Here is a 12,893-nt window from a genome sequence, read left to right as displayed (position 1 = left end):
GACAAGTCAGGGGGGAGAAAGATGAGTGTTAGTGAATCACATGATATTCAGCTTGTCATTATAACCGGAATGTCGGGAGCGGGGAAAACTGTCGCTATTCAAAGCTTTGAAGATCTCGGCTATTTCTGCGTCGATAATCTTCCGCCTTCATTGCTTCCGAAATTTTTAGAGCTGATGAAGGAATCAAATTCAAAAATGAGCAAGGTTGCGCTTGTGATGGATTTGCGCGGCCGTGAATTTTTTGACCGGCTAATTGAAGCACTGGATGAAATGGCGGAAAATCCGTGGATTACCCCGCGAATTTTATTCTTGGACGCGAAGGATTCCATTCTTGTCACGAGATATAAAGAAACGAGACGTTCGCATCCTCTGGCAGTGACGGGCCTGCCGCTTGAAGGCATCGCGCTGGAACGTGAGCTTCTTGAGGAATTAAAAGGCCGCTCTCAAATCATTTACGATACGTCAGACATGAAGCCGCGTGATTTACGCGAAAAAATCGTAAAGCACTTTGCGTCAAACCAAGGAGAGACATTTACCGTGAATGTCATGTCATTTGGTTTTAAATACGGTATTCCGATTGACGCAGATCTCGTCTTTGATGTCAGATTTTTGCCGAATCCTTACTATATCGAAAGCATGAGGCCGCTGACTGGCAAGGATGAAGAGGTTTCCTCTTACGTCATGAAGTGGAATGAAACGCAAAAGTTCAATGAAAAATTAATCGATTTGCTGAGCTTTATGCTTCCATCTTACAAAAGAGAAGGAAAAAGCCAGGTCGTCATTGCAATCGGCTGCACAGGGGGCCAGCACCGCTCTGTGACACTTGCCGAGAATTTAGCTGGTTATTTCAAAAAGGATTACTATACTCATGTTACTCACCGGGACATTGAAAAGAGAAGCCGGAAATAAGATGGGACAAAAGCCGAAAATTGCAATCTTTGGCGGTGGTACGGGTCTTTCTGTATTGCTTCGGGGCTTAAAGCATAAACCTGTTGACATTACGGCCATTGTGACAGTTGCCGATGATGGGGGAAGCTCTGGCCGTCTGCGGGATGAACTGAAAATTCCGCCTCCCGGAGACATCAGAAATGTGCTTGCCGCTTTATCCGATGTGGAGCCGCTTGTTGAAGATCTCTTTCAGCACCGCTTCAATAAGGGGAATGACTTAACAGGCCATTCTCTCGGGAATTTGATTTTGGCAGCGATGACAAATATAACCGGTGATTTTTTTCACGCTGTCACAGAAATGAGCAAGGTGCTGAATGTAAGAGGAAAGGTTTTGCCAGCTGCCAATGCCAGTGTCGTTCTGCATGCTGAGATGGAAGACGGCCGCGTGGTTTCAGGCGAGTCCACGATCCCGGCGTCCGGACAGCGCATTAAGCGTGTTTTCCTCACGCCTGAACATATTGATCCGCTGCCGGAAACGATAGACGTGATCAGGGAAGCGGATTTGATTATTATCGGTCCGGGAAGCCTCTATACAAGCATTCTTCCCAATTTGCTCGTCCCGAAAATCGGGGAAGAAGTGGTGAAGGCGCCAGCGAAAAAAGTATACATTTGCAACGTAATGACTCAGCCCGGCGAAACAATCCATTACACCGCAGCTGATCATGTGAAAGCGCTCAATCAGCATATGGGCTGTGGTTTTATTGATACGATATTAGTGAACAGCGAAGACATTCCTGACGAAATAAAACGTAAGTACGAAATGGAATCGGCGCGTCCTGTTGATTTTGATATCGAGGAGCTGAAAGCAATGGGGCTTGAAGTCATCAGAGATCAAATCGTAACGTATAAAAATGACGTAATTCGTCACGATACACATAAAGTGGCCTCTCTTCTTGTCGATTTACTAAAAGAATGAAGCCAGAAATGAGGTGGCTATATGTCATTTGCATCAGAAACAAAAAAAGAATTAACGAATCTGGAAGTGAAAGACTGCTGCATTAACGCAGAGCTGTCGGCGCTTATCCGGATGAACGGAGCATTATCATTTACAAACCGCCATCTCGTACTTGATGTTCAAACCGAAAATGCGGCGATTGCCCGCCGCATCTATACATTGCTGAAAAAACAATATGATGTGTCGGTCGAGCTGCTGGTCAGAAAGAAAATGCGGCTGAAAAAGAATAACGTCTATATTGTGCGTTTTTCAGAAAATGCAAAAGCAATCTTAGAGGATTTAAAAATACTTGGGGAGAATTTTGTGTTTGAACGAAGTATTTCGAAAGAGCTGGTCAAAAAGAGATGCTGCAAGCGTTCTTATATGAGAGGGGCATTTTTGGCAGGAGGTTCGGTCAATAACCCGGAAACCTCCTCGTATCATTTAGAAATCTTCTCTCTTTATAAGGAGCATAACGATTCATTATGCGACCTGTTAAATGAGTTTCAATTAAACAGTAAAACGCTCGAACGGAAAAAAGGCTATATCACCTATCTAAAAGAGGCGGAAAAGATTACTGAGTTTCTGAACGTGATCGGCGCCCACAATTCGCTTCTGCGATTTGAGGATGTCAGAATCGTCAGGGATATGAGAAATTCGGTCAACCGCCTCGTCAATTGTGAAACAGCCAACTTAAACAAAACGATCGGCGCTTCGCTCAGACAGGTGGAGAATATTAAATACATCGATGAAAGAATCGGCCTGGATGCGCTTCCTGAAAAACTTCGGGAAATCGCGCAGCTGCGAATTGATTATCAGGAAGTGACGCTGAAAGAGCTGGGGGAAATGGTAGCAAGCGGGAAAATCAGCAAATCAGGGATCAATCACAGGCTGAGAAAACTTGACGAAATCGCAGAACAGCTGCGGACAGGGCAAACCGTCACTTTAAAATAACCGTAAAGAAAAGGGGAGATCTTATGGTTCAACAGAAAGTGGAAGTTCGATTAAAGACAGGACTGCAGGCGCGTCCTGCTGCTTTGTTTGTACAAGAGGCAAACCGGTTTACGTCAGATGTGTTTCTTGAGAAGGATGGGAAAAAAGTAAACGCAAAAAGCATCATGGGGCTGATGAGTCTTGCGGTAAGCACAGGCACTGAGGTTACCTTGATTGCCCAGGGAGAAGACGAACAAGAAGCGCTTGAAAAGCTGGCTGCTTACGTTCAAGAAGAAGTTTAGGTGATAAAAGATGAATGACTTTCTAAAAGAATGCTTTCAGAAAATCGGCTGGGAGAAAGACCATGTCAGCTTCGGCGATCTCCCCCTTTTTCTCAAAGCAATGGCATACCGTTTTCCATTTGAAAACCGCGCCGTACTCGCAAAAGAGAATTATAAGGTAACAAAAGAAGATCTGTGGCGCCGCCTGGTCAAAGAACAGCACGGCGGCCTTTGCTACGATTTAAATGGCTTCCTTTATTTTGTTTTGCGTGAGGCCGGGTTTCAGGTGAAGCTCATTCGGGGAACAGTTTATGCCGGAAAACAAGAAGAGTGGGCGTTAGACAGAACGCATGCTGCTGTATTGCTGTCTGCGGGAAAAGGCGAGTATATCGTTGATATCGGCTTCGGCATCAACCTGGCGCTCCAGCCGATACCGCTTTCTGGAGAAACGGTACAATCATCTGTTGGTTCATTCCGAATCAAAGAAGAAGAGACAGAAAAGGGCAGCCATGTTCTGTTAATGGACAAAGGGGAAGGCTGGCAAATCGGTTACGCCTTTACCCTTGAAGAGAGCAATGCCGGTGATTTAGATGACATGAAGGACATGATTCATTCTCATGAAAAATCTCCTTTTAACAAATCACTGCTTGCCTCAAAGCTGACACCGAACGGACGGATGGTCATGTCAGGCCGCCATTTCACCATTCATGAAAACGGCGGTAAAGGCCAAAAAAGTGACATCGGCCCTTCAGAGTTTGAAGAGAAATTAAATACTCATTTTTTGTAACGTGAAAAGCTTGCAGCATGTCTGCAAGCTTTTTCTTATGAGCAAGTGTAGATTGCTGCATCAAATGCATCTTCTGGGATATACAGTTTTCCCTTTTCGTATTTATAAGGAATTTCATTCTCTTTAAAGCACTCTTTGGTATAGTCAGTTAGCGTATCCCCAATTTCTATGTATTTCCCGGTATAGTTGGGCTGACATGCTGAAAGAATTGACGTAATTGCCAGAAACAGCATGCTTTTCTTCATCACGACACCTGCCTATTATGAAAATTTTACCTTTATCATTCTATCATAACAAAAAGAAAAAGACCGATTTACTATTCCGCACATGCTATAATAATTTTGGAATCTTCTAGAAAAATCATCGTGATGTACATATAAGGGGGATCAACGTGTATCGAATTTTGCTTGTGGAAGATGATGAGCGGATTGCTGCTTTGTTGGGCGGGCATCTTCAAAAATACGGATATGAAGTGAAAATTGCTGAACAGCTGAATGATATAAAATTGGAGTTTGCGGAAATGAAGCCGGATCTGGTGCTGCTTGATATCAATCTGCCTTTTTTTGACGGGTTTTATTGGTGCAGGCAAATCCGTACCATTTCTAATGCGCCGATTATCTTTATATCAGCGCGGACCGATGAGCTGAATCAGGTAATGGCGATTGAAAATGGCGGCGATGATTATATCACCAAGCCGTTCCATTTAGAGGTAGTGATGGCCAAAATCAAAAGCGTCCTGCGCCGCACATATGGTGAATACTCGCCTTCTTTGTCACAGGAATCAAGAATAGTTGAGCTTGGCGGGCTGACGATTTATCCTGATCAGAATGAGGCCGAGTGGAACAGCACCCGCATCTTGTTTTCACAAAAAGAATTTCAGCTTCTATCGATTTTCGTGAGGGAGCATAAAAAAATCGTCTCCCGTGATGAATTATTGGAGGCGTTATGGGATGACGTTGATTTTGTCGATGATAATACGCTAACGGTCAATGTCAATCGGCTGCGGAAAAAACTGGAGAATGCCGGACTGAAAGATTGCATTTCAACGATAAGAGGACAAGGCTATCAATTTCAAGTCAATCGGAAGGATGAACCGGAGTGTTAAAGACTTATCTCATCGACCGCTTCGCTATTATTCTATTTGCATTATTAGGGATAGGAGCTGCCACGCTGATTGCGTATTTAAGCATCATAGAGAGCGGCGCAGAACCTCCTGCAGAAAATATGATATACATGTGGGTCTTGCCTGGTGTTCTTTTAGCTGCCGGTTTTGCTGCTGATTACGTACGGCAATTTTCCTTTCTGGCTTATGTCAAAAAGCTTGCAGAACAAGCGCCTTCTTCGAATGACATCGGCCAGTCTTTGAAAGCCCGAAAGCCAAGAACACGAGAGCAGGCGCTTTGGACGAAAATGATCAACGCACTCGGGCAGCAATACGAAGGCAGGCTCTTACAATATAACAATCAGCAAAAACAGCATTATACCTTCACCAATCAATGGGTCCACCATATGAAAACCCCGGTATCTGTCATTTCCTTAATGATTCAAGAAGGAAAAAATGGAACCTCTTCTTCTTTTCCGACGTTTTTAGAGGAGCTGGAGGATGAAAATGAGAGGTTTCGCCATGGTCTTGATATGATGCTGCAAACGGCCCGGCTGGAGGAATTTGCGTTTGATGTAAGGCCGCAAACCTTTGATGTAACCGAGCTTGTCCGTTCACTTATTAATCAGGAAAAACGGCAGTTTATCAAACGGCGCCTTTTCCCAAAATTACATGTGCCGCCAAACACCGTTCAGATTTCAAGTGATCAAAAATGGCTTTCCTTTGTTGTCGAGCAAATCCTTTTCAATGCCTTAAAATACTCAAAGCAAGGTGAGGGAGACCATATTACAATCCGGATTGAAACAGAGGGACATGAAACGCGCTTATCGATTGCTGATGAAGGCATCGGCATACCGCCGCAGGATCTGCCGCGGATTTTTGATGCGTTTTTTACCGGGGAAAACGGACGAAGCATGACAGAGGCAACGGGAATGGGCCTTTATTTAGCAAAACAGGTGTGCAGCAGGCTTGGCCATCAGCTGTATGCGGAATCAAAAGAAGGGGCTGGCACTGTGATGACCATCGTGTTTTCAAGTGACACCTTAATGAATGTGACAGCATTGTAAGGTTGGGGAGCGGAATTGAAAGAAAGTTCGATGGGAGGCTGCTGACTTCCTTTTTATAATAAAGAAAAAGGAGGAGCAGAACATGAACGTGTTACAAACAACGAACCTGTCAAAAACGTACTATTCAAATAAAGGAACGATATCATACCAAGCGCTCAGCGACTTTGATCTCAATGTAACGAAAGGAGAATTTGTCGGGATTATGGGGCCGTCGGGAAGCGGAAAAACCACGCTCCTGAATTTGCTGGCCACCATTGATAAACCGACCCAGGGCGAGATGATGATTAACGGCATTCAGCCGAAAACGTTAAAGGATCAAGACCTGGCTCTGTTTCGCAGAAGAGAACTCGGCTTCGTCTTTCAGGATTTTAATCTGCTTGATACGCTGACGATTCGGGAAAATATTCTCTTGCCGCTCGCATTGGACAAGGTAAAGCTGAGAGAAATGGAAGCCCGCTTGGGAGAACTGGCGGATACGCTGCAAATCAAGCATATTCTTGACCACCGGACATATGAGGTATCGGGCGGGCAGCAGCAGCGCGCGGCCTGTGCCAGAGCGATTATTCACAATCCGGCGCTCATTCTTGCCGATGAACCGACGGGAAACCTTGATTCAAAATCGGCTAAGCAAGTGATGAACACGCTGGCTCAGCTGAATGAAGAAAAGGAAGCGACAATTTTATTGGTCACGCATGATGCCACAGCGGCAAGCTTCTGTAAACGGATTGTGTTTATTAAAGACGGACGTTTCTTTTCAGAGATTCATAGAGGGTCAAACCAGCAGGTGTTTTATCAAAGTATACTGGATACCTTGAGTGTGTTGGGAGGCGATTTTCATGAATTTGAGAACCATCGCCCGTAAAAACATTCTTGGGAATCTGCAACGATATGTCGCCTACTTTCTTAGCTGTGTATTTGCCGTTTCGGTGTTTTTTGTCTTCACATCTTTTATTTTTCATCCAGATGTCAATGAAGACAATGTATATGGCGGAAGCCTTGTCAAAACGTGCTTGAGCGCAGCCCTTGTCGTCATCATTGTATTTTGTATATTTTTTATTTCATATTCGAATTCAGCATTTTTGCAGGCGAGAAAGAAAGAGTTTGGGCTGCTGACGCTGTTCGGAACATCAAAGCAGCAGCTCCGCAAGATGATTTATTATGAGCAGTCACTCATTTCTCTAGCGGCGATTGCTGCCGGCATTGGAGCAGGGCTGTTATTTTCAAAACTGTTTTTTATGATCATGACTTGGATGCTCAGCGTGAAGGTGCCGATCTCGTTTGTCATTGTGCCGAAAGCGTTTGTGATGACAGCTGTGGGCTTTCTCATCCTGTTTCAGACGCTGCTCATTTTATCACTGGCACGGATTCGCAAGCTGGAAATCATTGAGCTGATTAAATCGGCTCAAAAGCCGAAAAGCTTGCCGGCCTATTCGAAATGGCTCACTGTGCTGTCTTTGCTGTGTCTGGCTGGCGGTTATTATCTGTCTGCCACAGCGAATGCAATTGATATGGTATTTCGTGTCTTTCCGATTTTGATTTTAGTGTTAATTGGGACGTATTTCTTTTTTACACAAAGCAGTGTGGCGTTTTTCCGCATGCTGTACAGAAAGAAACACAGCTTTTATAAAGGAACGAATATCATTGTCCGTTCCAACATGATATTCAGGTTGAAGGATCATGCACGCATGCTGTTTTTAACTTCTATCATTACAGCGGTCATTTTAACCGCTACAGGTGTTATCTATATGTTTTATGCTGATTTAGAAAGACAGGAGGAGCAAAGCATTCCTCAATCTGTCGCCTGGGTAGAAAAAGACGCTTCCAGCTTTCAGGTTATGAAGCCTGAGACGGCTGAGAATACATTGAAAAAAGCTGATGCTAATATCAAGTATAAGGTGGATGCCACAGGGATTCCTGTCACTTTTCAATCAGACTTGCCGTATGGAAACAGGAAAGCGGAAGCGGAGGCTTTGCTGATTTCAGAGAAAATTTATAATCAAGTCGCAAAGGAAAAAGGTTTCCCTGTTATTCATTTACAAGAAAATGAAGCGTTTATTAATGTTCCGTTTCAAATGATGGTAAAAGATACATTTGGTGAAGGGGAAAAAGCAGCATTTCATATGAAGTCAGGGAAAACACTTTCCTACGTCATGAAAAAGCAGCAAAACAAAGGGATATTGATGTCAGTTGAAGGAGTCAGCCGTTTATTAGTCGTCAGCGAAAACAGCTTTGACAGCCTTACTCAGGAAGTGCCGCTGAAGGAACAGATGAGAGTGGTAGGTTATGAGCTTGAGCATTGGCAGGAGACGGTAGATGTCTCTGAAAAGCTTGGAAATATGGTGCCGAAGGAACATACATCTGATTTTCAAACGCGTGCTCCTAATTTTCAAATTGTGAAGCAGGGAGTCGCATTAATGCTGTTTATCGGTCTGTTTGTCAGCGTGCTGTTTTTTATCGTGCAAGGAAGCATGCTGTACTTGCGGATGTTTACGGAAATAGAAGATACGAGAGTCCAAGTTTTAGCATTAAAGAGAATGGGGATTACGGACAAAGAGATTCACTCCATCCTAGGAAAGCAAATTGGATTTTTGTTCTTCATCCCATTTATCGCGGGCACAATTCACGCCGGTTTTGCGTATGCAGCGTTAAGCAACATGCTGAATTCCAACTTATTTCTTGAGGCTGTGATTGTCATCTTCATTTATTTTGTGTTCCAGGCTGTTTATTATATCGTCACCCGCCATATTTATAAGCGTGCTGTTCTTCAGCATATGTAATATAAAATCCGGTCTGGATCAGACCGGATTTTTGTTTATTGGAATTCTCTTGTGAGATTTTTCGGTGTTTGCCCTTGAATGGCTGCGATCATGTTTTCGGCAGCCTGTTTACACATATTAAAGCGCACTTTCGCTGTTGCTGAGCCGATATGCGGCAGTAAAGTAACATTATCTAGCTGCAAGAGCGGATTGTCTTTTGCGACAGGTTCTTCTTCATACACGTCTAAGCCGGCGCCACGAATCCATCCTTCTTGAAGGGCATGGATGAGGGCCTTTTCATCAACCGTCTTTCCCCGGGAAATATTGACGAAAATTGCTGAATCCTTCATCTTCTTAAATTCGCGTTCCCCTATCATGTGATACGTTTCATCAGTCAGCGGCGTAATGAGAAGAATAAAATCAGATTGTTCGAGCAATGTATCAAGCTCAGCGTACTTGACGCCGATGCTGTCTTCCGTTTCTTGTTTCCGATGGCGGTTATGATAAAGCACTTCCATATCGAAGCCGAATTTGGCGCGTCTCGCTGCTTGTTCGCCGATTCTGCCCATGCCGATTATGCCTAACGTCTGATGATGAACGTCAATGCCGAAAAGCGCTTCCTCTTCAACTGTTCCCCATTTTCCGGCTCTGACGAAACGGTCCAGTTCGGCAACACGTCTGGCGGAAGATAGAATCAGAGAAAAGGCCAGATCCGCGACCGTGTCATCCAGTGTATAAGGTGTATGAGTGCCAAGGACACCTCTTTCTTTCATGGCTTCTATATCGAAGTTATCATAGCCTACGGATTGATTGCTGACCACTTTGAGCTTAGGCGCATGCTCCAGCAATTCACGATTGATTGACGGTCCGGACGTTCCTGAAGTTAAAAGCCCTTCTGCCTCTTTTAATTTCTCAAATAGCACGTCATTCGGAAGCGTATCCTCCTGCCATATTTCATAACGGCAATGTTCACCGATGAATGCTTCAATCTCTTCAGGAATCGGTTTTGTGATCAATACAAATGGTTTCATCAAGGCTCCCCCTTTATGGCTGTTGTCTATTTAATTATATCGGAAATAAATAGATGTTAAAAATATAGCTGTGTCTTTTTAAATTTCTGGTTCTTTTGAACTTAAAATGGATATTGAAATTGATTGAACAGCTAAATCTGCTTAAAAAAGTTTTTTAATTATCTGAATTCACCTATATTTTTTGTCAGACAAATCATCAATATGCGAGCTGTAGCCGGATTATAGGATTCAATAAATATAAATTTTATTATCTTTGAAAGATATAAATTTTTATGCTTTTATTCTACAGTCCAATTATAGTGTCTTTTTTTGAAAGCCTTTTCGCGGCGTGTTCCTATGCTATAATTCCTTACTGTAAGCTGGGTAAGAAGGCTTGCAAAATCATATGGATGGGAGATGAATCAAATGGTTTCTTTAACATCAATTTTGGAACACAATCAGCGGTTTGTCAGAGAGAAGAAGTATGAACCGTACAAAACGACAAAATTTCCTTCAAAAAAGCTCGTCATTGTCACCTGTATGGATACACGGCTCACAGAACTTCTTCCGCAAGCAATGGGGCTTAAAAACGGTGATGCTAAAATTGTAAAAAACGCGGGAGCCATCGTTTCTCACCCATTTGGAAGCGTGATGCGAAGCATACTGGTTGCGATTTATGAATTGCAGGCTGAAGAGGTGTGCATTGTCGGTCACCATGAGTGCGGGATGTCAGGATTAAATGCAACTTCGATTCTCGAGAAAGCAAAGGAACGCGGAGTGGAAGAAAGCTGCCTGAATTTGCTGTCGAGCGCCGGACTCGATTTGAAATCATGGCTGACCGGCTTTCACAGCGTAGAAGAAAGCGTTTCCCACAGTGTGAATATGATCAAGAATCATCCGCTGCTGCCGAAAAAGGTGCCGGTGCACGGGCTTGTCATTCACCCTGAAACAGGAAAACTTGATGTCGTCATTAACGGTTATGAAACTGAGCTCATAAACACAAATTCATAAGGGAGGTTATAACAAAATATGCGATTCTCAGGGAGATTCAAGGGATACAATTTGCAGAAATTTCAGAAAGACCTGATTGCAGGTATCGTAGTAGGTGTCGTGGCAATTCCTTTAGGGATGGCGTTTGCCATTGCCTCGGGAGTCGAGCCTGAATACGGGCTGTACACTGTTGTTGTGGCAGGGATTTGTATTTCTTTGTTTGGGGGATCCAAATATCAAATTGGCGGTCCGACAGGCGCCTTTGTCCCGATTCTATTTGGCATTGTGATACAGTACGGCTTGGAGAACCTGCTGATTGCAGGGTTTATGGCAGGGGTGATGCTGGTGCTGTTCGGGCTGTTTAAGCTCGGAAAAATAATGAAATTCGTGCCGAAACCTGTTATCGTCGGTTTTACAGCCGGAATTGCCGTGCTGATCTTTACTGAGCAAATCGCTAATTTTCTCGGTTTAAGAAATGTTGAAAAACATGAGAACTTTCATCACAACATGTTTGAAATCGCACAGAAGCTCGGCACCTTTAACGTGTATGCCATTTTGACAGCAGTGATCGGGCTTGTCATTTTGCTTGTATCTGCCAAAGTGATGCCTAAAGTACCGGGCGCTTTATTGGCGCTTCTGATTTCCACACTGGTCGCGGTTGTGTTTTTCCCTGACCGCATGGCAACGATCGGGTCAACTTATGGAGAAATTCCTCGCCATTTGCCGGAATTTCAGTTTCCTGAGCTTACATTGGATAAAATGGTTATGCTGTTTCCGGCAGCGCTTGTCATCGCGCTTCTTGGCGGCCTTGAGTCCATTTTGTCCGCAATGGTCGCTGATAACATGAAGGGCTCAAAGCATGACAGCAACAAGGAGCTTGTCGGCCAGGGGATTGCGAATATGGCTGCGCCGCTGTTCGGCGGAATCCCGGCAACAGGAGCGATCGCCAGAACGGCAACCAATATTAAAAACGGAGCGGTTTCTCCTGTTTCCGGCGTCGTTCACGGTGTAGTCGTTCTTCTTGTCTTGCTCGTATTCGCGCCTTATGCATCTCATGTGCCGCTTGCCAGTATGGCGCCGATTCTCATGGTTGTCGCATGGAATATGAGTGAGCGCAAGGAAGTCGCAAACATGCTGAGACTGAAAAACGCTGATTCCTTTATTTTGGCAGCGACTTTTGCGCTAACGGTTCTGTTTGACTTAATCGTCGGTGTGGCAACCGGCTTGCTGCTCGCATTTGTGTTCTTTATCAGAAGAATGAGCGAAGCGACCCGCATCCACAATCAGGAATCGCATCCTGTTCTGGCGAAGAGAGAAGATCCATCTGTCAGCATGTATGCCATAGAAGGGCCGCTGTTTTTCGGATCAATTGATTCCCTTGAATCTTCATTGCTGGAGCATGTACAGAAAAAGCCGAAGACCCTTATCCTGCTCATGAATAAGGTGCACTACATGGATACGTCGGCTGAAGCAGTGCTTGGGAATGTTATGAACAGAATTAAACGCCACAATGGAAAGCTGATGATTGTAGGACTGCAATCGCAGCCGAAGGAGCTGCTGCATAAAACAGGCCTATTTCACAAAATAGGGAAGCAGCATTTCTTTGATCACCATGATGAAATCACAGGTTAAAAAAAGCGGCCATTGCGGCCGCTTTTTTATGCATGCTCAAATCGTTTGGTCAGTTTTTCTTGGTGGGCTTTCATCACGTCTTCTAAAGAAACTCCGTACATATCAGCAAGAATGGCGATATTTCCGATGACATCTCCCATTTCTTCAATCAATTCTTGTTTTTGCTCAGCTCGTGTCGATTCCTTCTCATCCGGCCGGTCTCTGCCGATCTCATATGCCCTGACAGCCCGGGCCAGCTCTCCGGCTTCCTCCATTAAAAAGCCGACTCGAATAAACGGTCCGTATTCTGTCCAGCCTCTTTTTTCGTAAAACTCTTTCATCCATTTTTCTGCATCAGCCAGCTGCACCATCATCACTCCTGCATTCTTTATGTATTTCATATTGATATTATCACATGAAGATGGGACAATATATAGTGTATTTTTGAATGTTTGATACGATATATAGATACGG

At 44.2% G+C, this 12,893-nt stretch carries 14 protein-coding genes; 11 read left to right on the top strand and 3 right to left on the bottom strand.

What is annotated here, in order from left to right; translation table 11 throughout:
• Positions 1-21 precede the first annotated feature (21 nt).
• Genes rapZ through GYO_RS39695 form a run of 5 tightly spaced genes read left to right on the top strand, consistent with a single transcriptional unit; the run spans position 22 to position 3,883 of the window.
• Positions 22-909 carry an RNase adapter RapZ gene (gene rapZ / locus GYO_RS39715; RefSeq protein ID WP_014115282.1) on the top strand — a complete coding sequence of 296 codons (888 nt, stop codon included), beginning with the start codon at positions 22-24 and terminating at the stop codon, positions 907-909.
• A 1-nt stretch (position 910) separates the two neighbouring features.
• The gene (gene mgfK / locus GYO_RS39710; protein WP_041521197.1) at positions 911-1,864 is read left to right on the top strand and encodes a gluconeogenesis morphogenetic factor MgfK; all 954 of its coding nucleotides are present in this window, start codon (positions 911-913) and stop codon (positions 1,862-1,864) included.
• Positions 1,865-1,885: 21 nt separating this feature from the next.
• Positions 1,886-2,836 (top strand): DNA-binding protein WhiA, encoded by a 951-nt coding sequence (whiA, locus tag GYO_RS39705; protein ID WP_003219831.1) that lies wholly within the window; start codon positions 1,886-1,888, stop codon positions 2,834-2,836.
• Positions 2,837-2,859: 23 nt separating this feature from the next.
• Positions 2,860-3,117, top strand: coding sequence for an HPr family phosphocarrier protein (locus GYO_RS39700; protein WP_003219835.1), 258 nt, complete (start codon positions 2,860-2,862; stop codon positions 3,115-3,117).
• A 10-nt stretch (positions 3,118-3,127) separates the two neighbouring features.
• Positions 3,128-3,883 (top strand): arylamine N-acetyltransferase family protein, encoded by a 756-nt coding sequence (locus GYO_RS39695; RefSeq protein WP_014115280.1) that lies wholly within the window; start codon positions 3,128-3,130, stop codon positions 3,881-3,883.
• A gap of 35 nt (positions 3,884-3,918) precedes the next feature.
• Here GYO_RS39695 and GYO_RS39690 read toward each other — a convergent pair whose 3' ends face one another.
• Positions 3,919-4,128 carry a hypothetical protein gene (locus tag GYO_RS39690; RefSeq protein ID WP_014115279.1) on the bottom strand — a complete coding sequence of 70 codons (210 nt, stop codon included), beginning with the start codon at positions 4,126-4,128 and terminating at the stop codon, positions 3,919-3,921.
• Between the two features lie 146 nt (positions 4,129-4,274).
• Here GYO_RS39690 and psdR point away from each other — a divergent pair, with 146 nt between their 5' ends.
• From psdR to psdB, 4 genes are all read left to right on the top strand, one after another.
• On the top strand, positions 4,275-4,988 hold the full coding sequence (gene psdR, locus GYO_RS39685) for a two-component system response regulator PsdR (RefSeq protein WP_014115278.1): 714 nt from the start codon (positions 4,275-4,277) through the stop codon (positions 4,986-4,988).
• Positions 4,982-6,052: a HAMP domain-containing histidine kinase gene (gene psdS, locus GYO_RS39680; protein ID WP_014115277.1), complete on the top strand. Its 1,071-nt coding sequence runs from the start codon at positions 4,982-4,984 to the stop codon at positions 6,050-6,052. The genes psdR and psdS overlap by 7 nt, the downstream gene beginning before the upstream one ends.
• An 82-nt stretch (positions 6,053-6,134) precedes the next feature.
• Positions 6,135-6,914 carry a lantibiotic ABC transporter ATP-binding protein PsdA gene (gene psdA, locus GYO_RS39675; protein ID WP_014115276.1) on the top strand — a complete coding sequence of 260 codons (780 nt, stop codon included), beginning with the start codon at positions 6,135-6,137 and terminating at the stop codon, positions 6,912-6,914.
• On the top strand, positions 6,889-8,829 hold the full coding sequence (gene psdB / locus GYO_RS39670) for a lantibiotic ABC transporter permease PsdB (protein ID WP_014115275.1): 1,941 nt from the start codon (positions 6,889-6,891) through the stop codon (positions 8,827-8,829). Before psdA ends, psdB begins: the two co-directional genes overlap by 26 nt.
• Positions 8,830-8,864: 35 nt before the next feature.
• Here the strand turns inward: psdB and GYO_RS39665 are convergent, their stop codons facing one another.
• Positions 8,865-9,842, bottom strand: coding sequence for a 2-hydroxyacid dehydrogenase (locus GYO_RS39665; RefSeq protein ID WP_080010106.1), 978 nt, complete (start codon positions 9,840-9,842; stop codon positions 8,865-8,867).
• Positions 9,843-10,235: 393 nt separating this feature from the next.
• On the opposite strand from GYO_RS39665, the gene GYO_RS39660 reads away from it, so the two are divergent.
• Positions 10,236-10,829: a beta-class carbonic anhydrase gene (locus GYO_RS39660; RefSeq protein WP_072182636.1), complete on the top strand. Its 594-nt coding sequence runs from the start codon at positions 10,236-10,238 to the stop codon at positions 10,827-10,829.
• 18 nt (positions 10,830-10,847) lie between these two features.
• Positions 10,848-12,440, top strand: coding sequence for a SulP family inorganic anion transporter (locus tag GYO_RS39655; RefSeq protein ID WP_014115272.1), 1,593 nt, complete (start codon positions 10,848-10,850; stop codon positions 12,438-12,440).
• Between the two features lie 26 nt (positions 12,441-12,466).
• Here the strand turns inward: GYO_RS39655 and GYO_RS39650 are convergent, their stop codons facing one another.
• Complete coding sequence (locus tag GYO_RS39650) at positions 12,467-12,787, bottom strand: MazG nucleotide pyrophosphohydrolase domain-containing protein (protein WP_003219846.1); 321 nt, start codon at positions 12,785-12,787, stop codon at positions 12,467-12,469.
• Between the last annotated feature and the right edge of the window lie 106 nt (positions 12,788-12,893).

It is taken from the genome of Bacillus spizizenii TU-B-10, assembly GCF_000227465.1.
Lineage (GTDB): Bacteria > Bacillota > Bacilli > Bacillales > Bacillaceae > Bacillus > Bacillus spizizenii.
The sequence above is the reverse complement of the archived record's forward strand: the minus strand, read 5'-3'. Positions and strand labels throughout refer to the sequence as shown.

Excerpts from the sequence above, each read along its gene's own strand:
- rapZ (WP_014115282.1), top strand. The coding sequence starts at position 22 with ATGAGTGTTAGTGAATCACATGATATTCAGCTTGTCATTATAACCGGA.
- mgfK (WP_041521197.1), top strand. The coding sequence starts at position 911 with ATGGGACAAAAGCCGAAAATTGCAATCTTTGGCGGTGGTACGGGTCTT.
- whiA (WP_003219831.1), top strand. The coding sequence starts at position 1,886 with ATGTCATTTGCATCAGAAACAAAAAAAGAATTAACGAATCTGGAAGTG.
- GYO_RS39700 (WP_003219835.1), top strand. The coding sequence starts at position 2,860 with ATGGTTCAACAGAAAGTGGAAGTTCGATTAAAGACAGGACTGCAGGCG.
- GYO_RS39695 (WP_014115280.1), top strand. The coding sequence starts at position 3,128 with ATGAATGACTTTCTAAAAGAATGCTTTCAGAAAATCGGCTGGGAGAAA.
- GYO_RS39690 (WP_014115279.1), bottom strand. The coding sequence starts at position 4,128 with ATGAAGAAAAGCATGCTGTTTCTGGCAATTACGTCAATTCTTTCAGCA.
- psdA (WP_014115276.1), top strand. The coding sequence starts at position 6,135 with ATGAACGTGTTACAAACAACGAACCTGTCAAAAACGTACTATTCAAAT.
- psdB (WP_014115275.1), top strand. The coding sequence starts at position 6,889 with ATGAATTTGAGAACCATCGCCCGTAAAAACATTCTTGGGAATCTGCAA.
- GYO_RS39660 (WP_072182636.1), top strand. The coding sequence starts at position 10,236 with ATGAATCAAATGGTTTCTTTAACATCAATTTTGGAACACAATCAGCGG.
- GYO_RS39655 (WP_014115272.1), top strand. The coding sequence starts at position 10,848 with ATGCGATTCTCAGGGAGATTCAAGGGATACAATTTGCAGAAATTTCAG.